The sequence below is a fragment of the Saccharothrix hoggarensis genome, assembly GCF_052936025.1.
In genome coordinates this window covers 6,016,385-6,037,820 of sequence record NZ_CP193624.1, presented here as the reverse complement: position 1 = coordinate 6,037,820, position 21,436 = coordinate 6,016,385, and the positions used below count along the sequence as shown (strand labels likewise).

The 21,436-nt window shown below is 73.5% G+C and carries 20 protein-coding genes; 13 read left to right on the top strand and 7 right to left on the bottom strand.

Annotation, left to right across the window (positions count from 1 at the left end; genetic code table 11):
• Positions 1–5: 5 nt before the first annotated feature.
• Genes ACRAKH_RS27155 through ACRAKH_RS27145 form a run of 3 tightly spaced genes read right to left on the bottom strand, consistent with a single transcriptional unit; the run spans position 6 to position 2,252 of the window.
• On the bottom strand, positions 6–800 hold the full coding sequence (locus ACRAKH_RS27155; RefSeq protein WP_380725013.1) for a DNA-formamidopyrimidine glycosylase family protein: 795 nt from the start codon (positions 798–800) through the stop codon (positions 6–8).
• The gene (locus ACRAKH_RS27150) at positions 787–1,419 is read right to left on the bottom strand and encodes a LysE family translocator (RefSeq protein WP_380725012.1); all 633 of its coding nucleotides are present in this window, start codon (positions 1,417–1,419) and stop codon (positions 787–789) included. The genes ACRAKH_RS27155 and ACRAKH_RS27150 overlap by 14 nt, the downstream gene beginning before the upstream one ends.
• A complete protein-coding gene (locus ACRAKH_RS27145; RefSeq protein ID WP_380725011.1) occupies positions 1,416–2,252 on the bottom strand; it encodes a ParA family protein in 837 nt (278 codons plus the stop codon). Before ACRAKH_RS27145 ends, ACRAKH_RS27150 begins: the two co-directional genes overlap by 4 nt.
• A gap of 34 nt (positions 2,253–2,286) precedes the next feature.
• Here ACRAKH_RS27145 and ACRAKH_RS27140 point away from each other — a divergent pair, with 34 nt between their 5' ends.
• From ACRAKH_RS27140 to ACRAKH_RS27130, 3 genes are all read left to right on the top strand, one after another.
• Positions 2,287–3,009 carry a class I SAM-dependent methyltransferase gene (locus tag ACRAKH_RS27140; protein WP_447009373.1) on the top strand — a complete coding sequence of 241 codons (723 nt, stop codon included), beginning with the start codon at positions 2,287–2,289 and terminating at the stop codon, positions 3,007–3,009.
• A 77-nt stretch (positions 3,010–3,086) separates the two neighbouring features.
• Positions 3,087–3,674, top strand: a complete 588-nt coding sequence (locus tag ACRAKH_RS27135) for a sigma-70 family RNA polymerase sigma factor (protein WP_380725009.1) — start codon at positions 3,087–3,089, stop codon at positions 3,672–3,674.
• A 144-nt stretch (positions 3,675–3,818) separates the two neighbouring features.
• On the top strand, positions 3,819–4,478 hold the full coding sequence (locus ACRAKH_RS27130) for a sigma-70 family RNA polymerase sigma factor (protein ID WP_380725008.1): 660 nt from the start codon (positions 3,819–3,821) through the stop codon (positions 4,476–4,478).
• A gap of 49 nt (positions 4,479–4,527) precedes the next feature.
• On the opposite strand, the gene ACRAKH_RS27125 is transcribed toward ACRAKH_RS27130, so the two are convergent.
• The gene (locus tag ACRAKH_RS27125; protein WP_380725007.1) at positions 4,528–5,859 is read right to left on the bottom strand and encodes a glutamine synthetase; all 1,332 of its coding nucleotides are present in this window, start codon (positions 5,857–5,859) and stop codon (positions 4,528–4,530) included.
• Positions 5,860–5,895: 36 nt separating this feature from the next.
• Here ACRAKH_RS27125 and ACRAKH_RS27120 point away from each other — a divergent pair, with 36 nt between their 5' ends.
• The 6 genes from ACRAKH_RS27120 (at position 5,896) to ACRAKH_RS27095 (ending at position 11,513) form a co-directional block, all read left to right on the top strand.
• Positions 5,896–6,996, top strand: coding sequence for an amidohydrolase family protein (locus tag ACRAKH_RS27120; protein WP_380725006.1), 1,101 nt, complete (start codon positions 5,896–5,898; stop codon positions 6,994–6,996).
• A gap of 37 nt (positions 6,997–7,033) precedes the next feature.
• The gene (locus ACRAKH_RS27115) at positions 7,034–8,317 is read left to right on the top strand and encodes a DNA polymerase IV (RefSeq protein WP_380725005.1); all 1,284 of its coding nucleotides are present in this window, start codon (positions 7,034–7,036) and stop codon (positions 8,315–8,317) included.
• 87 nt (positions 8,318–8,404) lie between these two features.
• Positions 8,405–9,046 (top strand): Crp/Fnr family transcriptional regulator, encoded by a 642-nt coding sequence (locus ACRAKH_RS27110; protein ID WP_380725004.1) that lies wholly within the window; start codon positions 8,405–8,407, stop codon positions 9,044–9,046.
• A gap of 84 nt (positions 9,047–9,130) precedes the next feature.
• Complete coding sequence (locus tag ACRAKH_RS27105; RefSeq protein WP_380725003.1) at positions 9,131–9,388, top strand: hypothetical protein; 258 nt, start codon at positions 9,131–9,133, stop codon at positions 9,386–9,388.
• 171 nt (positions 9,389–9,559) lie between these two features.
• Positions 9,560–10,483: a hypothetical protein gene (locus ACRAKH_RS27100; protein WP_380725002.1), complete on the top strand. Its 924-nt coding sequence runs from the start codon at positions 9,560–9,562 to the stop codon at positions 10,481–10,483.
• 646 nt (positions 10,484–11,129) lie between these two features.
• Complete coding sequence (locus ACRAKH_RS27095) at positions 11,130–11,513, top strand: DUF3040 domain-containing protein (protein ID WP_033437744.1); 384 nt, start codon at positions 11,130–11,132, stop codon at positions 11,511–11,513.
• Positions 11,514–11,854: 341 nt separating this feature from the next.
• Here ACRAKH_RS27095 and ACRAKH_RS27090 read toward each other — a convergent pair whose 3' ends face one another.
• From ACRAKH_RS27090 to ACRAKH_RS27080, 3 genes are read right to left on the bottom strand one after another with little or no spacing between them, the layout of a single operon-like run.
• Positions 11,855–14,290, bottom strand: coding sequence for a transglutaminase TgpA family protein (locus tag ACRAKH_RS27090; protein ID WP_447009372.1), 2,436 nt, complete (start codon positions 14,288–14,290; stop codon positions 11,855–11,857).
• Positions 14,291–15,556: a DUF58 domain-containing protein gene (locus ACRAKH_RS27085; protein ID WP_380729369.1), complete on the bottom strand. Its 1,266-nt coding sequence runs from the start codon at positions 15,554–15,556 to the stop codon at positions 14,291–14,293.
• A 1-nt stretch (position 15,557) separates the two neighbouring features.
• Complete coding sequence (locus ACRAKH_RS27080) at positions 15,558–16,682, bottom strand: AAA family ATPase (RefSeq protein WP_447009371.1); 1,125 nt, start codon at positions 16,680–16,682, stop codon at positions 15,558–15,560.
• A 459-nt stretch (positions 16,683–17,141) separates the two neighbouring features.
• On the opposite strand from ACRAKH_RS27080, the gene mraZ reads away from it, so the two are divergent.
• From mraZ to ACRAKH_RS27060, 4 genes are all read left to right on the top strand, one after another.
• Complete coding sequence (gene mraZ / locus ACRAKH_RS27075; protein WP_053715381.1) at positions 17,142–17,573, top strand: division/cell wall cluster transcriptional repressor MraZ; 432 nt, start codon at positions 17,142–17,144, stop codon at positions 17,571–17,573.
• Positions 17,574–17,731: 158 nt separating this feature from the next.
• Entirely contained in the window at positions 17,732–18,679 is a 948-nt protein-coding gene (gene rsmH / locus ACRAKH_RS27070; protein ID WP_380729363.1) for a 16S rRNA (cytosine(1402)-N(4))-methyltransferase RsmH, read from the top strand.
• A complete protein-coding gene (locus ACRAKH_RS27065; protein ID WP_447009370.1) occupies positions 18,676–19,362 on the top strand; it encodes a hypothetical protein in 687 nt (228 codons plus the stop codon). The genes rsmH and ACRAKH_RS27065 overlap by 4 nt, the downstream gene beginning before the upstream one ends.
• Positions 19,362–21,254, top strand: coding sequence for a peptidoglycan D,D-transpeptidase FtsI family protein (locus tag ACRAKH_RS27060; protein WP_380729246.1), 1,893 nt, complete (start codon positions 19,362–19,364; stop codon positions 21,252–21,254). The genes ACRAKH_RS27065 and ACRAKH_RS27060 overlap by 1 nt, the downstream gene beginning before the upstream one ends.
• Positions 21,255–21,436: the final 182 nt, after the last annotated feature.

Sequence of the window (21,436 nt, the reverse complement as noted above, 5' to 3'; positions counted from 1 at the left end):
CAACCCTAAGCGATCGGCCCTGGCTGGCAGCGCGGGCACCAGTACGCGGGACGCTCCAGCACGCCCGCGCCCTGCCCGCCGACCCGCACCTTCGTCGCGCAGCGCAGGCACGGCCGGCCGCCCCGCTCGAACACCCAGTGCTGTCGGCCGCGCTCCATCAGACCCGTCGTGTTCTGCTCCGGGCGCCACGCGTTGGCGAGCAGGAGCTTGCGGGCCAGCCGCACGGCCTCCGCCGGGTCCACGGCGGACACCGGGGTCCACGGCGAGACGCCCAGCAGGAAGCACACCTCGGCCTTGTAGAGGTTCCCCACGCCCGCCATGACGCGCTGGTCCAGCAGCGCCAGGCCGACCTCGCGGTCGGGGTCCGCGGCGAGCCTGGCGACCGCCTCGGCGGCCCGTTCGGCGTCCCAGTCGCCCAGCAGGTCGGGCCCGAGGTGGCCGACGAGCCGCGACTCCTGGTCGGTGGGCAGCAGCTCCAGGTCGTGCAGCGCGAAACCCACCGCGACCCGGTCGGGCACCTCCAGCAGCGCCCGCACCTGGTGGCCGGGCCGCCGCCAGCGCTCGCCGGGCCGGTAGAGGTGCCACGCGCCGTCCATGCGGAAGTGGCTGTGCAGGCTCAGGTCGCCGGAGAACCGCGTGAACAGGTGCTTGCCGACCGACCGCACCTCCAGCACGTCGCGGCCGCTCAGGTCGGCCGTGGCCCACCGGGGGTGGCGGAGCTCACCGCGCAGGAGTCGCCGGCCGGCCAGCGCCTCGTTCAGGCGGTGCCCGGCCAGGAAGACCGTGTCACCCTCGGGCACCGCTGTCGAAAGCCACCTTCAGGCCGAACCCGACCAGCACGGTCGCGGTCAGCCGCTCGGTCCACCGGCGCACGTCCGGCCTGGTCAGCACCACCGCGGCTTGTCCGGCGAGCCACACGACGACGAGCTGCCACACCTGGCCGACGGCGACGTGCAGGCCGACCAGCAGCGCGCCCCAGCCGGCCGACGCCTGGTCGGAGGGCAGGAACTGGGGGAGGAGGCTCAGGTAGAACACGCCGATCTTCGGGTTGAGCAGGTTCGTGGTGAACCCGATCCGCAACGCCTGCGGCGCCGTGACGGAGGGCACGTCCGCCGGCGCGGCCGGCGTGCCGCGCCACGACTTCCACAGCGCCGACCCGCCCAGCCACAGCAGGTAGGCCGCGCCCGCGTACCGGACGACGTCGTAGGCGAACCGGGACGCCACCAGCAGCGCGGTCAGGCCGGCGATGCTCGCCGCGCCCCACACCAGGCAGCCCAGCGTGGTGCCGAACCCGCCGACCAGGCCCGCCTTGCGCCCGCCGCCGAGCACCATGCGCAGCAGCATCATCGTGTCGAGTCCGGGGGTGATCGTCAGCAGGACCGCCGCGACGGTGAACGCGAGCAGCGCGGTGGTGCTCACGCGTCCACCGCTTCCTCGATCTCCTGGTCGTCGAAGTCGTGGTGCACGGCCCGGCGTCTGCTGCGGCTGATGCGCAGTATCCGGGCCAGGAGCAGGTTGAACGCCAGCGCCACCTCGCGCGCGCCCGGCGTGCCCCACTCGTGGATCGGCATGCACGCGCCCTGCGCCTGCTGCACCGCCAGCCGGTCCGGCAGCGCCACCGGCATCACCAGCGGGCCGAAGATGTCGCGCAGCTCGTCGATGCGGAACTGGTGCTCGTGCGACCGCGGCCGCACCCGGTTCACGACCACGCCCAGCGGCTGGAGGTGCTCGTTGTGCTCGCGCTCGGCCTGCACGGCCTCGAACGCCCGCTGCACGCCCGCCACGGCGAACATCGTGGGCTCCGTCACCAGCAGCGCCCGGTCCGCCGCCACCAGCGCCGACCGGGTCAGCTGGCCCAGCGACGGCGGGCAGTCCAGCAGCACCAGCTGGTAGGGCTCCTCGTCGTCCTTGAGCAGGCTCAACGCCTCGCGCAGCCGCCCCAGCCGCGTCTCGCCGGGATCGGGGTGGTTCAGCGACTCGGCGTCCTCGGAACCGGCCAGCACGTCCACGCCGTCGCCCCACGCGCTGGGCGCGATCGCCGCCCGGATCGTGTCCTCGCTGGGGTCCTGCAGCACGTCGTAGATGCTGGCGTCGGTCTCGTCGGGTTCCAGGGTCGAGGTGGCGTTGCACTGCGGATCCAGGTCGATGACCAGCGTCCGGACCCCGCGCCGCAGCGCGGCCGACGCCAGACCAAGCGCGACCGTCGTCTTCCCCACGCCACCCTTGAGGCTGAGCACCGCCACCGTATGCACGTTGTGCAGCCTACGGCCCCTAGGCTCTACGTCCATGCGACCGGACGCCGTACACAGGGTGCTCGACGCCGAACTGGCCGCCGCGCGGGACCGCCGGGGCGGCGAACCGCCGCGCGTCCTCGACGTCGGTGGTGGCAGCGGCGTGTGGGCCGTGCCGCTCGCCGTGGCCGGGTGCGCGGTGACCGTCGTCGAGCCGAGCCCGAACGCCCTGGCCACGCTGAACCGCCGGGCGGCCGAGGCGGGCGTGCTCGACCGGATCACCGCCATCCAGGGCGACACGGACGCGCTCGACCACGAGGCCTCGGCTGACCTGGTGCTCGGGCACGGGCTGCTGGAGGTCGTGGACGACGCCGGGGTCGCGCTGGCCGCGCTCGCCGCCGCCACGGCTCCGGGCGGCGCGGTGTCCGTGCTGGTGGCGAACCGGTTCGCGGCCGTGCTGCACCGGGCCATCGCGGGCCGGCTGGTCGACGCGAGGCGGCTGCTGGACGACGAGGCCGGCCAGCTGGCCGGCACCCGCGACCCGCTGCTGCGCCGGTTCGACGTGGCCGGGCTGGAGGCGCTGGTCCGGGACGCGGGCCTGGGGGTGGAGCTGGTGCAGGGCTACGGGGTGGTGTCGGACCTGGTGCCGGGCTCGGTGCTGGAGGCGAACCCCGGCGCGGCGGAGGCGCTGGCCGAGCTGGAACTGGTCGCGTCGACCCGCCCCCCGCTGCGCGACGTCGCCGCCCGCTTGCACGTGCTGGGCCGCAAGCCCGGCTGAGTGGGGTAGAACGGAGGCTTCGCCGCCTACCGCAGAGGACGCGCCATGGAAGACCCGCACTTAGGCGGAGCCGCGTGATGCCGGACCCGGTTCCCGACGTGCTCGAAGACGGGGTGCGGGCGGCCGTCGCCGGTGACCGCGACGCGATCGCGGCGGTGCTGGCGGCCGTGCGCCCGCTCGTCGTGCGCTACTGCCGTGCCCGCGTGGGCAGGCAGGAGCGGGCGTTGGCGTCGGCGGACGACGTGGCCCAGGAGGTCTGCGTGGCCGTGCTGACGGCGTTGCCCACGTACCGCGACCACGGCCGCCCGTTCCTGGCGTTCGTGTACGGGATCGCGGCGCACAAGGTCGCCGACGCGCACCGGGCGGCGTCGCGCAACCGCGCCGAGCCTGTGCCGGAGGTGCCGGACGGTCCGGACGACGACCTGGGACCGGAGTCGCACGCGTTGCGGGTCGAGCAGGCGCGGAAGGTCGGCGAGCTGCTGCGCGTGCTGCCGGACAAGCAGCGGGAGATCCTGGTGCTGCGGGTCGTGGTGGGCCTGTCGGCCGAGCGGACGGCCGTCGCCGTGGGCACGACGCCCGGCGCGGTCCGGGTCGCCCAGCACCGCGCGCTGACCCGTCTCCGCAAGGAGGTCGAGCGCGCGTTCGCCACTCAACGCGCGCGTTAGCCGTCCCAAGTTCGCCCGATCGCGCTTCAAACGCCTCCGTTTGGGCTAACTTCATGTCGGTAGCGTCATCCCGGTGAGTCGAGGGCGTCCCGTTGGCATGTGCCCCAAGGTGCGGGCCGGCGCGCGGACGCCGAGGAGCTGGCGATGGCAGCAGCAGTGGTCGGATCAGGAGTGGCGCTGTGGCGCGGCCACGCGGGGAGGGCGGTGATGCCCGTGCACTGCGAGGACGCGCCGTCGCCCGCCCCCGTGCGGACGACGGCTCCCGACGTGTGGGTCGAACCCGCGCTCCGGGGCGACCGGCGGGCCGTCAACGAGCTCCTCGCGTCGATCCGGCCGGTGATCGTGAAGTACTGCCGGGCGAGGTTCGGCCGAGGCGAGCGGTCGTCGGCGTCCTCGGAGGACGTGGCCCAGGAGGTCTGCCTCGCCGTGCTGAAGGCGCTGCCGAGCTACCGCGAGCAGGGCAGGCCGTTCCTGGCGTTCGTGTACGGGATCGCGGCGCACAAGGTCGCCGACGCGCACCGGGCGGCGTCGCGCAACCGCGCCGAGCCCGTGCCGGAGCCGCCCGACGGCGCGAGCGGCGACGCGGGCCCCGAGGACCGGGCGCTGCACGGCGAGCTGTCCGACCGGATGGGGCGGCTGCTGGGCGTCCTGCCGGACCGGCAGCGGGAGATTTTGGTGCTGCGGGTCGTCCTCGGGCTGTCCGCCGAGGAGACCGCGCAGGTGGTCGACTCGACGCCCGGCGCGGTCCGGGTGGCCCAGCACCGGGCGCTGGCGCGGCTGCGCAAGGCGTTGGAGGAGTCGTGAGCCCAGGGGAGTCGTGAGCCGGGGGAGTCCTGGGCCGGGGGCGTTCGGGTCAGTGCCGCCAGCGGGTCACCGCGGCGACCTCCTCCGGCGAGCAGCCGGCGAACCGGGCGACCTCACCGCGCCGCACGTCGGCGATCGTCGCGGCGAACTCCGCGCCGAACGCCTCGGTCAGCACCTCGTCCCCCTCGAACGCCGCCACCGCGTCCTCCAGGCACGTGGGCAGGCGGCGCGCGTCCGGCAGGTCCGCCGGGTCCACCCCGACCGGCTCGGGCAGCCGCTCCCGGTCCACGATCCCGGCCAGCCCGGCGGCCATCGTCGCGGCCACCACCAGGTACGGGTTCGCCGCCAGGTCGAAGCAGCGGATCTCCAGGTCACGGCCCGCGACCAGGCGCAACGCCGCCTCCCGGTTCTCCAGGCCCCACGCGGCGAACGCGCCCGCCCAGTGCCGCGGCACCAGCCGCAGGTAGCCCGCCACGGACGGGGAGCCGATCGCGCACAGCGCCGGCAGCCGCCGCAGCACGCCCGCCGCGAACGCCTCGGCGTCCTCGGTCAGGCCGAACCAGCCGTCGCCGCCGTCGAACAGGGTGCGCCCGTCGCGCCACAGGCTCACGTGCAGGTGGCCGCCGTTGCCGACGCCGTCCGCGGTGACCTTGGGCGAGAACGACGCCCGCATGCCGTGCCGGAGCGTGATCGCCCGGATCGTCTCCCGCACCAGCACCGACGTGTCCGCCGCGTGCACCGGGTCCTCGGGCGTGGTGGACAGCTCGAACTGGCCCGGCGCGTACTCCGGGTGGAACTGCAGCACCTCGACGTCCTGCTCGGCCAGCGCCGACAGCAGGTCCACGCCGTAGTCCGACAGCTCCACCTGGCGGGCGTGGCCGTAGGCGGGGCCGGTGGTGGCCGGTCGGAACTCCTCCGTGCCGCCCTGGCCGACGACCCACTCCACCTCGAACCCCGCCTGCACCTCGTAGCCGTGCACGGTGAGGCGGTCGGCCACCGCGCGGGCCAGGCCGCGCTCGTCCTGCGGGTGCGGCTCGCCGTGCTGGTCGTAGCGGTCCGCGGGCGCCCACGCCCAGCCCGGCTGGCCCGCCAGCACGGTGAGCCGGTCCAGGTCCGGCAGGAGCCGCAGGTCGCCGACCGGCCCGCCCGCGTGCCGCCCGCCGACGATCGTGTCGTCCAGGAGGAACGCGTCGAACACCGGTGACGCGCCCACGCCGTCCGCGGCGGCCCTGGGCAGGCCCGCGAGCGGCACCGACTTCACCCGCGTGATGCCGCTGTGGTCGACCCACGTGAGCGCGACCGCCACCACGTCCTGGTCGAGCAGGTCGTCCACGAGCTCGGCGGCCAGCGCGCGCCGGTGATCCCGCTCGGCTGTGTCCATCGTGCGTGGTTACACCAGGTCTCTACCCTTCAACAAGTGGAGCCGCTGCTGCCGTGCGTGTCGTCGTCGCCCCTGGTCGACCACCACTGCCACGGGGTGCTGGGCGTCGACCTCGACCGGGACGGGTTCGAGTCGAACCTCACCGAGGCGTCGTCGGTGTCCCCGCTCGGCACGTCCCTGTTCGACTCGTCGCTGGGGCTCGCGGTGCGGCGCTGGTGTGCGCCTTTGCTGGACCTGCCGTCCCTCGCGCCGGCCGTGGAGTACCTGGCGCGGCGGCGGTCGCTCGGCGCCGCGGAGGTGAACCGGGCGTTCCTGTCGGCGTCCGGGATCTCGACGTTCCTGGTGGACGCCGGCGCGTGGCCGGAGGGCTTCCAGGCGCCCTCGGTGTTCACCGGTTCGCGTGAACTCTCCGTGCTGCGGCTGGAGCGGTTGGCGGAGGACGTCGTGCCGGACGGGGCCTCGGGGTTCCCGGCGCGGGCGCGGGAGGCGCTGGACTCGACCACGGCGGTCGCGGCGAAGTCCATCGCGGCCTACCGGGTGGGCCTGGAGCTGGACCCGGCGCGCCCCTCGGACCGCGAGGTGGTGTCGGCGGCCGACGAGTGGCTCACCTCGGGCTCGTCCCGGTTCGCGGACGAGGTGATCTCCCGGTTCCTGGTGTGGGAGGCGCTGGACCGCGGGCTGCCCGTGCAGTTCCACGTCGGCTACGGGGACGCGGACCTGTCGTTGCACAAGTGCGACCCGCTGCTGCTCACCGACCTGCTGCGGGCGACGGCGCCGCTCGGCGTGCCGATCATGCTGCTGCACAACTACCCGTTCCACCGCCACGCCGGGTACCTGGCGCAGGTCTTCCCGCACGTGTTCGTGGACGTCGGGCTGGCCACGCACTCGGTGGCGCACCAGGCCGGGCGCGTGCTGGGCGAGGCGCTGGAGATCGTGCCGTTCGGGAAGTTCCTGTTCTCCACCGACGCGTTCGCGCTGGCCGAGCTGTACTACCTCGGCGCGCTGTTCTTCCGGCGCGCGCTGTCCGACTTCCTGTCAACGGGTCTGCGCAGGCATGCTTTCGGCTTGTCGGACGCCGAGCGCATCGCCCACCTGATCGGGTGGCAGAACGCGCACCGGGCGTACCGGCTGGAGTAGGGTGTCGAACGCGTGTTCGGCTTGACGGGGGGTGGTCGTGGGCCGCAGCGCCAACCTGCCGCGCGGTCTGGTCGATCGCTTCCGCGCGCGTGGCGACGTCTGGCCGGACGACACCGGCTGCTCGATGCTGCACGTGGACATGGACGCCTTCTACGCGTCGGTCGAGATCCGCGACCAACCCGAGCTGGCCGGCAAGCCCGTGGTCGTCGGCGGCACGGCGAACCGGGGCGTCGTCGCGTCGGCCAACTACCTGGCCCGCGAGTTCGGCGTGCGGTCCGCGATGCCGACCTCGCACGCCCGCAGGCTCGCGCCGCACGCCGTGTTCGTGTCGCCGAACTTCGCCCGGTACCAGGAGGTCTCGCGCGGGGTGATGTCGATCTTCCGCGACATCACGCCGCTGGTGGAGCCGCTGAGCCTCGACGAGGCGTTCCTCGACGTCAGCGGCGCGCTGAAGCGGCTGCGGTCCAGCCCGGCGCAGATCGCCCAGGTGATCCGGGGCCAGGTCGAGCAGGCCCACGGGATCACCTGCTCGGTGGGCGTCGCGCCGACGAAGTTCCTGGCCAAGCTCGCGTCCGGGATGTGCAAGCCGGACGGCCTGATGGTCGTGCCGCGGACCGAGGTGCTGTCGTTCCTGCACCCGCTGCCGGTGTCCGCGCTGTGGGGCGTGGGGCAGCGGACCGCCGAGCAACTCGACCGGGTCGGCCTGGAGACGGTGGCCGACGTGGCCGCCACGCCGCTGCCGCGGCTGCGGAAGCTGATCGGGGTGGCGTTGGCCGAGCACCTGCACGCGTTGGCGCAGGGGCACGACGACCGGCCCGTGGTGCCGTCCACCCGGGAGAAGTCGATCGGCGCCGAGGAGACCTTCGAGGTCGACCACTTCGACCGCGAGCTGCTGCGCCGGGAGCTGCTGCGGCTGGCGGAGCGCTCGACGGCGACGCTGCGGGCGCGGGGACTGCGCGGCCGGACCGTGTCGATCAAGGTGCGGTTCGCCGACTTCACCACGATCACCAGGTCGAGGACGCTGCGCGTGGCGACGGACGTGACGCAGGAGGTCTACCGCACCGCGTCCACGCTGCTCGACGAGCAGGTGCCGCCGGGCGCGGTCCGGTTGATCGGCGTGCGGATCGAGCAGCTGGTGGAGGGCGACGAGGGCGAGCAGCTCATGTTCGACGCGCCGGAACGCGGCTGGCGCGACGCGGACCAGGCGGCCGACCAGGCGCGGTCGAAGTTCGGGCGGGCGGCGATCCGGCCGGCCTCCCTGCTGGCCCAAGGCCCCACCCGGTCCGCCGTGGAGGCGCCCAAGCCCGACCGGGAGCCCTGAGCCGCGGCAGGCGGTCGCGGCACGCCGTTCGGGTGGTCGCGGTGGGGAGTCGGGACCATTCGCGCCCTCACCGGGCAGGCTGGAGCCGTGGATCGGTTCTGGGGCCTGCTCACGCCGGCGGAGCACGCGGTGCTCGCGGCGTCCGGTGTGGAGCGCGACTACCCGGCGGGCGCGGTGGTCTGCCACGAGGGCGAGGTCACCGGGCACGTGCTCGTCGTCCGGCGCGGCCTGCTGCGCGTCACCGCGACCACCGCCAACGGCCACGAGAAGGTGCTCGCGGTGCGCGGTGCGGGCGACATCGTCGGCGAGCGGTCCGCCGTGGACGGTCGGCCGCGTTCGGCGACCGTGCGGGCGCTCGGGGACGTGCGCGCGCTGGTCCTGTCCGCGGGGGCGTTCGCGGCCCTCTGCCAGCGGCAGCCGCGCATCGCGTGGGCCGTCCTGATCGTCGTCGTGGCGCGGCAGCGGGACACCGACCGGCAGCGCGTGCAGATCAGCGGCACGGCGACCCAGCGGGTGGCGGCCGTGCTCATCGACATGGCGCTGGAGCGCGGCATCGCCGACCAGGGCGCGATCGCGTTGAGCCAGGAGGACCTGGCGGGCATCGCCGGGACGTCCCGGGAATCCCTCGTGCGGGTGCTGCGCGCGCTGCGCGAGGAGGGCATCATCAGCACGGGCCGGCGGAAGATCGACATCCACCACGTGAGCCGTCTCTACGACTTCACCAACTGACTCCCCGTTCTGCGTCATCTGACGCAGAACAACGACGTGAGACCTCGTAGAAATGAGGCATCAGTCGAGCTCAGAGGGGGAGCCATGAACCACAACGAAGAGCAGGCCCGGTCCCGTCGCCGCTTCACCGAGCGCCTCGCCTGCACGCTCGTGTTCACCGCCGTCCAGCTGTGGGCGGTCGTCGTGGTCGTCGTCAAGGCCGAGGTCGACGGTGTCGTCGCGCCGGCCGTCGCGCTGGTGCTGGCCGGTGGCCTGATCGCGGTGCACGACGCGTGGCGCGAGGTGCGCGCCGTCCGCCGGGAGCTGGACGTGGAGATCCGCGAGGACCTGGTCCGCCTGTGAGCCAAGCGGCGGCCAACGAGGGGTGGCCGCCGTTTCCCGAGGCCTTCCGCGGGCTGGTCGGGCCCGCGGAAGGCCTCCTCCTCGTCACCGGGTTGTCCACAACCCGTCGAGTTGTCCACAGTTCGTGATCTCCCGGTCGACCCGCCCGCCCCGACCGCCGATGGTGGACCCATGCGCACCACGAACCGCACCACCATCGACGTCGACGCCCTGGGCGGCCTCTTCCCGCACCGCGTGGCCACCGCGTCCGAGCTGCTGGCCCTGGGCCTGCCGAGCGAGGAGCTGGCCGTCCGCTGCCGTCCCCAGGGCCCGTGGCAGCAGGTGCTGCCGGGCATCCTGCTCCTGGCCCGCACCCCGCCGACGCGGTGGCAGCTGGTGCGCGCGGCGCTCCGCTACGGCGGCCCGGAGACCCAGCTCACCGGCGTGGACGCGCTCCAGCTCCACGGCATGCGCGCCCTGCCCGCCGCGGGCCCCGTGCACGTCCTCGTGAACCGGGTGCTCGAACCGGCCGCCAAGGTCCGCATCTCCCGCGCCCGCCACTTACCCGACCCGGTGCTCCGCAAGGGGTTCCTGACCGTGCCGCTGGCGAGGGCCGCCGTGGACGCGGCGCGGGCGCTGCCCGGGCGGGACGACATCCGTGCCGTGCTGACGGAGGTGGTGCGCCACGGCGGCGTCCCGGTGGCCGACCTGAAGCCGGGGCTGTCGCGGGGGTCGGAGCCCGCCAGGCAGGTCTTGTCGGAACTGTCGGAAGGCATCCGCTCGGTGCCGCAAGCCTGGGCGAGGGCCGTCCTGGACGACCTGCCGCTCCCCGCGCCGCGCTGGGGCGTCCCGCTCCGCACCGCCACCGGTCGCCCGTTGGGCATCGCCGACGCCTGGTGGGACGACCTGGGGCTGGCCTGGCAGTTCAACAACCCGAAGCCCCGCTCCGACCGCCTCGCGGCCGCCGGAGCGGTAGTCCTGCACACCACCCCGATCCGCCTGCGCCAATCGCCCACGTCCGTGGCCAACGACCTCCTCAACGCGGCCACCCAAGCCACCCGCCGTCCACGGCCGACCATCAGCGCCGCCACCCACCACGTCCACCCCGACCACTGACCCTGCCGACCCCTGCCCCCGCCGACCCTTGCCACCGCCGACCACTGCCCCCCGCCGTCCTGGCTCGCCACCCGGTCGGTTTCCGACCGCTCGCCGCCGGCTCGGGCAACTGATCGGCTCCGGTGCCGCCCGGCCGTCCACAGATCAGGTCGGCTGCCCCTGGGGTTCGCGCTTGAGCCGACCGCTCGCCGCCTGTGAAGGGAGGTTGCTCCGGCAATTGTCGCCGGTCGTCCGAAGCGGTTCAGACCACTTGGGTGATCGGCCGCGGACGGTCCGTGATTGGTCACGGCTTTTTGGCAGGTGGGGGAAGGGATGAGGCACTGTGATCCTGGTCTCGGTCGATCGACCGGGGAATCCGCGATCCGGCGGACTGGCGCGTGACCGGCCTGGCATCGGGGTGAAGATTTGGGCGCGCCGAAGCCTTGACAGTTGACCTAGGAGCCCGTCGTGCGACCTCACGGTGGTCTGACCGTTGACCCGTGAGGATGATGGTGACAGAACGAACCGCTTAGGGGCACGGACTGGGTAGTCGGCAAGCCTCCCGAATCGTATCCTGGTTGTGACGCCCCCAGGGCGGGGCGTCCGCCGGGACCGGCGGCAACCGTGATTACCCGGCGCCCGCGACCGCTGTGCCGGAGGAGGAGCCATGCCACTCTCCGAGCACGAGCAGCGACTGCTCGACCAGATCGAGCGCGCGCTCTACGCCGAGGACCCGAAGTTCGCATCCACTGTGCGCGGTGCCAAGCTGCGCAAGCCGTCACGACGGCGTCGCATCCAAGGCATCGCGTTGTTCGCCGTGGGTGTCGCGTTGCTGGTGACGGGTGTGATGTTGCCGAAGCTCGCTGGTATCCCGGTGGTGAGCGTGGTCGGCTTCTTGTTGATGTTCTTCGGCGTGCTGCTCACCGTGACGACGCTTCGTCGTGGTGACCAGGGTGCCGAGGAACCCAGCGAGGAGGGAAGCCGGCCCAGCCGCAGCTCGTTCTCACAGAAGATGGAAGAACGTTTCCGTCGCCGTTTCGAGGACGAGTAGTCCGCGCGACAGCCCTGACTGAACGAACGCACACACGGCCCGCCCCGGGCACCACCGGGACGGGCCGTGCGTTTGTCCGAAGTGTCCGCGTCACTTCGCCGCCGCCATCGCCATCAGCAACCGGATAGTGCGGAGAGCGACGGCCGAGAACGGCCAGTGATCGGAGAGCGCGGCGGGTGCCGGCGGAGCGCGGCCGGTGCGGCAGGTGCCGGGCGAGTGCGGCACGGGTGATGGCTGGGCGCGGCAACGCGCGACCGCCCCCAACGGCGCAGCTCGGCGCGGGTGCGGCCGAGAGGTCGTAGTGCGGCCGAGACCGGGGTTGAGGTCGGTCTCGGCCGCGACTACTCGTCTCCTGGCTCGGTGTCGGCCGGCGGCTTCGGTTGGAGCACCGAGCGCGGCAGGACCTTGGCCTTCAGGGCCAGCGGCGCGTTGCGGTTGAGGCTCTGGCGGACGTCGGCCACCGCGCCCGGCAACGACGGGTCGGCCGTCGGCTGCGCGCTGTACCACGACCGCTCCACCGCCCCGACGACCGCGCGCAGCCCGTTCCGGCCCTGGTCGTCCAGGTTGTGCGCCCGCACCAGCCGCCGCGCGGCCACCCGCACGGTTTCCGTGCGCGGCACGCGGGTGCCCCGGTCCACCGACTCGGCGACGAGTTCCTGCCACGCCGCGCCCGCCGCGTCCGGACCCAGCCCGGCCACCGCCCGCAGCCGCTCCCGCCGCCGCCAGGCCCGCACGGCCGCCGGCGCGGCCGCCACCAGCATCAACACCAGTGCGACCGCCGCGATCCACGACAGCAACGCCACCAACAACGCCGCTACGACCACCCAGGCCACCACCGCGGCCACCGACGCCGCCTGCCGCAACCACACCGGCCGGGCCACCCGCGCCCCGCCGAACAACACCAGCAACGTCAACAGCACCGCGATCGCGAACGACACGCCCAACGTCACCAGGTGCCAGGTGGGCGTCGGCTCCTCGGTCGACGTCGTCCCGTCCTGCCCGAGCGCGTCCGGCGCGGCCGAAGCGGACGCCGACGTGCCCGGCGCCACCGTGGTGGTCGTGGTGGTCGTCGTGCCCGAACTGGAGGAGTCCTCCTCGTCGTCGGCGTTGAGGCCGGCGATGTACGGCGGGTTCACGCCGCGCCCGTCGGACAGCGGCGTCGGGTCGAACGTCATCCAGCCGTAGCCCGCGAAGTAGATCTCCACCCACGCGTGCGCGTCCTGCGAGGTGATCGTCTGGAAGTCACCGGTGGGGAACCCGGCGGTGAAGCCGAGGGCCACCCGCGCGGGCATGCCGACCGACCGCGCCATGATCGCCATCGCGGACGCGTACTGCTCGCAGAACCCCTTCTTGCCGTTCAGCACGAAGTCTTCCAACGCGTCCGCCGTCGTCACCTTGGACTCGGTCTGCGTCGTGTACGTGAAGCCCTGCGTGCCGTCGGTGAAGTACCGGTACAGCGCGGTCGCCCGGTCGAACTGGTTGCCCTGACCCGCGACGATCCGCCGCGCCAGGTCGGCGACCGGCCCGTCGACGCCGGGCGCCTCCAGGTACGCCGGGTCGACGTCGGGCGCGCCGCCCGCCCGCCGCAGCGTGTCGGCCGACGGGCTCTCCAGCACCGTCTCCAGCGTGTACTCGTCGGACTTGCGCGCCCGGACGCTGTAGATCATGCCGCGACCGGGGTCGTACCGCCACGCGTCGTCGATGTCCTGGACGTTGCGCGGACGGCCGTAGACGGGCAGCCAGTTGTCCACCCAGTTCACCGGCTCGATGCGGACCTCGTGCGGCTCGCCGTCGCCGGGGTCGCCGGGCTGCGCCGGCAGCGTGCCCTTCGCCTCCACGCCCTCCGGCATGTTGCCGCCGAGCTGCCAGCCCTTGTCCGGCACGTACTCGCGCAGGGTCATCGCGCGCAGGTACGCCGAGCTCGGCAGGCCGCGCACCCGGAACAGCTCCCGGCTCGCGCCCTGGTTCAGCATGCCGCGCAGCTCGGTCATCGGGTCGATGCCCAGGCCGCCGGAACCGCCGCCGATCTCCTCGCCGGTGCCGGGCAGCCGCCCCACCGTGCCGACGAGGGTCAGGCTCGCGCCGGCCAGCAGCGCGACCACCACGGCCAGCCCGGCCACCGCCGTCGCCGCCGGACCGGACCCGCTCTGCCCGCCACCGGCCAACCGGCCGCGCCACGCCTCGTGCCGGTGCTGCCCGTCCACGGCCAGGAGCATCGCGAACGCCCCCGCGCCGAACACGAACGTCCACAGCGGCAGCATCTCGTCGGCCAGCGACGCGGGCACCGCGAACACGCACAGCAGCACCAGCCCCGACGCGGCGGGCGCCGACGCGCCGACCGCCAGGGTGTCCACCAGGATCGCGACCAGGCCGATGGCGACCATCACCAGGCACCGCATGGCCGGGCTGTCCGCCACGGGCGGCACACCGGTCTGCACCTCGGTCATCGCGTCGCCGAGCACCGCCACCAGGTCCTGCAACGACTGCGGACCCGGCAGCACGATCAGCACACCGCTGCGGGTGAAGATCGTCACCAGCAGGCACAGCAGCGCCACCGCCTGGCCGAGCCCGACGATCGGCGCGGCCAGCCGGGCGGCGCGCAGCAGCACGCCCGTGCCGCCGACCACCGCGACCGCCACGGCCAGGTACACCAGCCACAGCCCGCCGTCGATCACGCTGGACAGCGCCGTCGCCGCGCACAGCGTCGCCAGCCCGGCGACCGCGGGCGTCACGCCCACCACCCAGTCGCCGTTGCGCGGGGCCGTTCTGCCGGTCACCTAACCCACCTCCGTGCGCACCACGGGCCCGCGGTTGCCCGCGCTGTGGCACAGCTCCTGCCAGACCTGGCCCATCGGCGTCGACGGCCGCGCCACGACCACGCCCCACCCCGCGCCACCCAGCAACCGCTGGGCGTCGGCCGGGTCCGGCGCCGGGTCCTCCGACGCGGACGCCCACGCCCGGACGTCCATCACCACCGCCATGCTCCGCATCCCCCGAGGCCGGTTCCGCACCAGCGAGTCGATCACCGACGGCGTGCTGCCGCCGAGGATCGCGATGACCTCCTGGCCCGCGCCGGGGTCGAGCCCCGCGGCGGGCTCACGCCGGTGCGACGGCGCCAGCGCGGCCAGCGCGTCCAGCACCACCGCGTCGCTGTACCCGCTGTCACCCGCGCCGCCCGCCAGCACCCGCCCGTCGTCGCCGACCAGGCGCACCTGGTGGCCGTACCGGTGCAGGTGCAGGCAGATCGAGGCGGCCAGCGACACCGCCCACTCCAAGCTCGCGCCGGGACCGCTGCCGCGGTGCGCGACCAGCCGGTGGTCCAGCAGCACCGTCGTCCCGCCGCGCCACGGCCGCTCCTCGACGCGCACCATCAGCTCGTCGCGCCGCGCGGTCGAGCGCCAGTGCACCTTCCGCAGGTCGTCGCCGTGCCGGTACGGGCGCACCACCGCGTCGTCCTCGCCCTGGCCGGCGCGCAGCCGGATCGAGCCGTCGTCGCCGGAGCCCATGCCGGACCCGCTCGGCAGCCCGGTCAGCTGCACCACGCGCGGCACCACGACCAGCCGGCTGCGCCCCGCCATCTCCCGGTCGAACTCGGCCAGGCCGAACGGGTCGGTGATCCGGGCCATCAGCGGGCCGACCTGCTGGACGCCGCGCATCACCGGCTTCAACGGGTACCGCAGCACGGTCACCGTGTTGCGCGGCAGCCGCTCCACCACGAACCGCGGGCGCGCGCCCAGCGCGTACGGCACCGCGTCCTCCAGCAGCAGCCCGCCGGTCGGCAGCCGCCCGGCGCTGCGCAGCTCCACCCGCACGTCCGCCGCCGAGCCCACCTGGACCCGGCTCGGGTGCAGCAGCCGGGTCGCGTGCAGGCCGACCCTGGCCCGCTGCGCCAGGTACGCGGCCAGCACCGGCAGGGCGACCACGAACGCCGCCACCCGCAGCAGGTCGCGCTCGTTCAGCACGATCGCGCACAGACCGGCCGCGAAGCCGGCCGCCAGCAGGCACCGGCCGCGCGTGGTCAGCCCGGACAGCGCTCCGCGCATGTCAGCGGTGGTTGTTCGGGTTGACGTTGTGCAGGAACTGCCCGGTCGGGTCCAGCGCCGCCTGCGGCACCGGCACCCGCTGCAGCAGGTTGCGCACCAGGTCCGCCGACGAGCGGCGGGCGGCCTGCGCCTCGGCGGTCAGCACCAGGCGGTGCGCCAGCACCGGCACGGCCACCGCGTGGATGTCGTCCGGCACCACGAAGTCGCGGCCCGCCAGCGCGGCCTGCGCCCGGGCCGCGCGCACCAGCTGCAACGTCGAGCGCGGCGACGCGCCCAGCCGCAGCTCGGGCAGCCGCCGCGTCGCGCCGACCAGCTCCACCGCGTACCGGCGGATCTCCGTCGACAGGTGCACCCGCCGCACCACGTTGACCAGCCGGAGCACCTGCTCGGCGTCCGACACCGGGCGCAGGTCGGCCATCGGGTCGTGGCCCGCGTGCTCGTCCACCATCGCCAGCTCGGCCGCCGGGTCCGGGTACCCGATGGAGACCCGCGAGGTGAACCGGTCGCGCTGGGCCTCGGGCAGGGCGTAGGTGCCCTCCATCTCGATCGGGTTCTGCGTGGCGATCACCATGAACGGCGCGCCGAGCGGGTACGTCTGCCCGTCGACCGTGACCTGGTGCTCCTCCATGCACTCCAGCAGCGCCGACTGGGTCTTCGGCGAGGCGCGGTTGATCTCGTCGCCCACCACGATGTTCGCGAACACCGGGCCGGGGCGGAACTCGAAGTCGTTGTCCTGCCGGTTGTAGATCGAGACGCCGGTGATGTCGCTGGGCAGGAGGTCCGGCGTGAACTGGATGCGGCTGACCGTGCAGTCGATAGACCGCGCCAGCGCCTTGGCGAGCGACGTCTTGCCGACGCCGGGCACGTCCTCGACCAGCAGGTGGCCCTCGGCGAGGAGGGTGACCAGCGCGACCCGGACCACGTCCGGCTTGCCGACGATGACCTTCTCGACGTTGGCGGCGATCCGGCCGACCACGGCGTGCAGCTCGGCGAGCCCTTCCTCCGGCCTGCCCTGCGGCTGGGGAGCGGCGTTCACGTGCGGGGCGTTGTTCACGTGGTTCACCGCGGGCGCGCCGCCCCCGTAGGAGTGTTCTGGCAGCGCGGCTGGCTGGGTACTCGGAGTCACTCGACCTCCTGGAGCAGGGCGCGGCCCTACCGCGACCGGTTCGCGATGGCGGTGAGCGTTTCACGCAGTGTGTCAAACCAGGGCGAAGCGCCCTACACCGATTGAACAGTTTCGTGCGCACGGTTTCCACGGCCCGCCGACCCGGCCGGTTCACCCCACCCCACCACCATTCCCCACCGGGGTCGCCGGCGAACCGGTTTTGCCCGATTTCGTTGCGCCATCCGAGTGGACTTCAGGCCTGATCAGCTCACCCGCGGAGGTGGTCGCGGCCGTCGTCCCCCACCGCCCTCCACGCCTGGGCGTCCGCCCTCTACCTGCGTAAACGCTCTGAGACGGGTCGGGCAACCACCCGTTTCAGCGTTGACTGTGGTGAAAAGTGGGGTACTGTGGCGGCCGGTGGGGCAGACGGGGGCTCCACTGCCGGTCGGATGTCCGTTCCGGCATCGGGAGGTGGGCGCCGTGTTCCTGGGCACGCACTACCCGAGGCTGGACGACAAGGGCCGACTCACGCTGCCTGCGAAGTTCCGGGACGCGCTAGCGGGGGGTCTCATGGTCACCAAGGGCCAGGACCACTGCCTCTACGTGTTCCCGCGGGCCGAGTTCGAGCAGATGGCGCGCAAGGTCGCGGACGCTCCGTTCACCAACGAGGCCGTCCGCGCCTACCAGCGCTACCTGTTCGCCGGGACCGACGAGCAGCGGCCGGACGGCCAGGGCCGGGTGTCCATCGCACCGGAACTGCGCCGCTACGCGGGGTTGACCAAGGAGTGCGTGGTCATCGGCGCGATCAACCGGCTGGAGATCTGGGACGCGCAGGCGTGGCAGCGCTACCTCGAAGAGCACGAGGACAGCTACGCGACCGCCCGCGAGGAGGTGCTGCCCGGAGTCTTCTGATCGGCCGTTGTTTCGAGGTATCGGGTGCCGTGAGGCCTCGGTCCGCTCGGCTTTCGGCCCTGGCGCACCTTCCCCGGCGCCAGGTCCGACGGGCGGGCGGGGACCTGACGACACCCGAATTTCTTGTTGTGCGAGGGGGGACCATCCAGGGAGCGGACATGGTGGAGCAGGCGCGGCACGTGCCGGTGCTGCTCGATCGCGTCCTCGAACTGCTGGCCCCCGCGTTGGCCGATCGGGACGCCGTGTTCGTCGACTGCACGCTCGGGTTGGGCGGGCACTCCGAGGCGGTGCTGCGCGCCCACCCGCGGGTGCGGCTGATCGGGCTGGACCGCGACCCGCAGGCGATCGCGCTGTCCCGCGAGCGGCTGGCGCCGTTCGCCGACCGCGTCGAGTTCGTGCGGACCACCTACGACGGCATCGCCTCGGCGGTCGGCGGCGCGAAGGTCGACGGCATCCTGATGGACCTCGGCGTCTCCTCGCTGCAGCTGGACGCGGAGGAGCGCGGGTTCGCGTACTCCAAGGACGCGCCGCTGGACATGCGGATGAGCGCGGGCACCGGGATGACGGCGGCCGACGTGCTGAACACGTACTCGGTCGACGACCTGACCCGCATCCTGCGCGACTACGGCGAGGAGCGGTTCGCCCGCAAGATCGCCGGCGCCGTGGCGCGGGAGCGCGAGCGCGAGCCGTTCACCACGAGCGGGCGGCTGGTCGAGCTGCTCTACGACGTGGTGCCCGCGGCGACGCGGCGCACCGGCGGCCACCCGGCGAAGCGCACGTTCCAGGCGTTGCGGATCGAGGTCAACGAGGAGCTGGAGTCGCTGCGGCTCGCGCTGCCCGCCGCGCTGTCGGTGCTGGCCGTCGGCGGGCGGATCGTCGTGGAGTCCTACCAGTCCCTGGAGGACCGCATGGTCAAGCGGGCGTTCACCGCGCTGGCCACGTCCACGTCACCGCAGGACCTGCCGGTCGAGCTGCCCGGCCACGGACCCCAGCTGAAGCTGGTGACCAGGGGCGCGGAGCAGGCCAACGAGCAGGAGATCGAGGAGAACCCGAGGGCCGCCTCGGTGCGACTGAGGGCGGCGGAACGCATCCGGGAGGCGACATGACCGCACCGGCACGGACGGGCGGCGGCGTGCCGCCGGTCCCGACCAAGTCCGCGAGGCCCCGCGAGCGCGCGCTGAAGGCCGTGCCGGCGGAACGTCGCCGGTCGCCCGCCGCCGAGCGGGCCTACGCGCGGCGCGCGCAGCGCACGTCGTCGCGCGGCCCGGCGGTGACCCGTCAACCCGTGGTGGCGCCCAAGGCGCCGTTCGTGGTGATGGTCATGGTCGTGCTCGGCGTGGGCATCGCGGCGATCATGTGGCTGTCCACCCAGGCGGCCGCGGACTCGTACCGGCTGCAGGACGCCCGCGCCGAGGAGACCAGGCTCGCCCGGCAGGTCGAGCAGCTGCGGCAGGACGTCGCGCTGGCCGAGTCGCCGCTGAAGCTGGCGGAGGCCGCGGCGAAGCTCGGGCTGATCCCGGCCGGCGACCCGGCCCGGCTGCGGCAGCTGCCGGACGGGACGATCGAGGTGTACGGCAAGCCGTCCGCGGTCCAGCCGCCCCCGCCGCCGACCACGCCCGCGGACCAGCAGCCGCCGCCGGAGGCGCCGCCCGCCGGCCAGGACGCGCCGCCGGCCCAGGACCAGGCCGCACAGCAGGAACAGGGGCAACCCACGCCCGAAGGCCAGCCGCCCGCGCAGGGCCAGGCCGGGCAGCAGGCCGCGGAACAGCCGGTACCAGGAGGTCAGTGATGCCGGGGCCAAGCCGCGGCAAGCCCGTGCGACGCCCGTTGTCCGTCCGCGGCCCCGCCCCGAGGCGGCGTCGCGGCGGCAACAGCCGGGTGCGCCTGGCGGTCGGCCGGCTCCTGCTGGTCGGCGCGCTGCTCGTGGCGGGCGTCAAGCTCGTCCACGTGCAGGGCTTCCAGGCGGAGGCGTTGTCCGCGAAGGCGCAGAAGCAGCGCGCCACCCCCATCGACATCCCGGCCGCGCGCGGCTCGATCCTCGACCGCAACGGCAACCAGCTCGCGTTCAGCGTGGAGGCCCGCGCGCTCTACGCGGTGCCGCAGCTGATGCGGGAGCGGTGGGCCGAGGCGCTGGCGGCCGACCCGGACATCGGCAGCTTCGAGGACCGCGTCGCGGAGATCGCGACGTTCATCGAGCAGACCCTCGGGCCCGAGGTCGACGGGCAGAAGACCGACCGGGAGACGGTGCGCGCGAAGCTGTCGCGCGACATCACCTACATCGAGCTGGCCGAGAACGTCGACCCAGCCAAGGCCGACGCGATCTCGGAGAAGTACAACGACATCGGCTCCGAGTACCGCGCGGTCCGCGTGTACCCGAACGGCGAGCTGGCGTCGAACATCATCGGCGCCGCGAACTGGCGCAAGGACGAGGAGCCGCCCGCGACGCACGGCCTGCTCGGGCTGGAGATCGCGCAGGACAACCTGCTCGCCGGCAACTCGGGGCAGCGGATCGTCGACACCATGCAGGGCAGCAACGTGGTGATCCCCGGGCCGGGCCGGTCCCGCGAGATCACCGCCGCCACGCCCGGCAAGAGCCTCGAGCTGACGTTGGACGTCGACACGCAGTACGCGTTGCAGCGCATGGTCACCGACTACACGAAGAAGACGGCGGCGCGCAGCGGGTCGGCCGTGGTGCTCGACCGGCGCAGCGGCGAGATCATCGCGATGGTCAACGACAAGACGTTCGACCCGAACGACTTCGGCAAGGCGAGCGAGGAGCAGCTGCGCAACGTCGCCGTCACGTCGGTGTTCGAGCCGGGTTCGGTCAACAAGATCGTCACGGCGGCGACGGCCGTCGAGGACGGCATCTACCAGCCGGACAGCGTGCTCCAGGTCGACGGCAGCATCAAGATCGCCGACCGGGTGATCCAGGACGCCACGCGGCACGGCCGGCTGGACATGACGTTCACCGGCGTGTTCGCGAAGTCGTCCAACGTCGGCACGCTGATCGCGGCGCAGAAGATCGGCCAGGAGCGGTACGCCGAGATGCTGGACAAGTTCGGGCTGGGCAAGCGCACCGGTTCCGGGCTGCCCGGCGAGGAGTCCGGCTACGTGCCGCCGCTCAACCAGTGGTCCGGCTCGACGTTCGGGAACCTGCCCATCGGGCAGGGGCTCAACATGACCCTGCTGCAGATGACGGGCATGTACCAGGCGATCGCCAACGACGGCGTGCGCATCCCGCCGCGGATCATCCGGGCCGAGGTGTCGGCCGACGGGAGTCGCAAGGAGACGCCGCAGCCGGAGAGCGTGCGCGTGGTGTCGCCGCAGACGGCGAAGACGGTGCGCGACATGTTCCGCGCCGTGGTGCAGAACGCGCCGGGGCAGACGGGGACGGGCGCGTCGGCGGCGCTGCCGGGGTACCAGATCAGCGGGAAGACGGGCACCGGGCAGCAGATCGACCCGAAGTGCCGGTGCTACAGCAACACGCAGCACTGGATCACGTTCGCCGGCATCCTGCCCGCCGACAACCCGCGGTTCGTGGTCGGCATCATGCTCGACAACCCGACCGTCGGCGACCAGTCCGCCGCGCCGCTGTTCCACGACATCGCGTCGTACCTGTCGCAGCGCTACCAACTGCCGTTGTCGGCCGAGCAGAGCCCCATCGTGCCTCTGGTGCTGTGAGGGTTTCCCGCTACGGCCGCGGTGCGCCAATACCGGTGTCGGGCGGCGCTTGACGGCGACCGCGCTCACGGCGGGCCCGTGCTCAGGCGTGAGTGGTGAGCCGGCGGTGGTTTTCGCAGTCGTGCACAGGTTCGCAGTTGTCCACAGGTCGGGCCGCCCAGCGCACTTGTGTCGGTCGCCGC

Bases quoted from the DNA above. Each gene is read 5' to 3' on its own strand.
- ACRAKH_RS27140 (WP_447009373.1), top strand. From the start codon at position 2,287: ATGCGACCGGACGCCGTACACAGGGTGCTCGACGCCGAACTGGCCGCC.
- ACRAKH_RS27135 (WP_380725009.1), top strand. From the start codon at position 3,087: ATGCCGGACCCGGTTCCCGACGTGCTCGAAGACGGGGTGCGGGCGGCC.
- ACRAKH_RS27130 (WP_380725008.1), top strand. From the start codon at position 3,819: ATGGCAGCAGCAGTGGTCGGATCAGGAGTGGCGCTGTGGCGCGGCCAC.
- ACRAKH_RS27125 (WP_380725007.1), bottom strand. From the start codon at position 5,859: ATGGACACAGCCGAGCGGGATCACCGGCGCGCGCTGGCCGCCGAGCTC.
- ACRAKH_RS27105 (WP_380725003.1), top strand. From the start codon at position 9,131: ATGAACCACAACGAAGAGCAGGCCCGGTCCCGTCGCCGCTTCACCGAG.
- ACRAKH_RS27100 (WP_380725002.1), top strand. From the start codon at position 9,560: ATGCGCACCACGAACCGCACCACCATCGACGTCGACGCCCTGGGCGGC.
- ACRAKH_RS27095 (WP_033437744.1), top strand. From the start codon at position 11,130: ATGCCACTCTCCGAGCACGAGCAGCGACTGCTCGACCAGATCGAGCGC.
- ACRAKH_RS27085 (WP_380729369.1), bottom strand. From the start codon at position 15,556: ATGCGCGGAGCGCTGTCCGGGCTGACCACGCGCGGCCGGTGCCTGCTG.
- rsmH (WP_380729363.1), top strand. From the start codon at position 17,732: ATGGTGGAGCAGGCGCGGCACGTGCCGGTGCTGCTCGATCGCGTCCTC.
- ACRAKH_RS27065 (WP_447009370.1), top strand. From the start codon at position 18,676: ATGACCGCACCGGCACGGACGGGCGGCGGCGTGCCGCCGGTCCCGACC.
- ACRAKH_RS27060 (WP_380729246.1), top strand. From the start codon at position 19,362: ATGCCGGGGCCAAGCCGCGGCAAGCCCGTGCGACGCCCGTTGTCCGTC.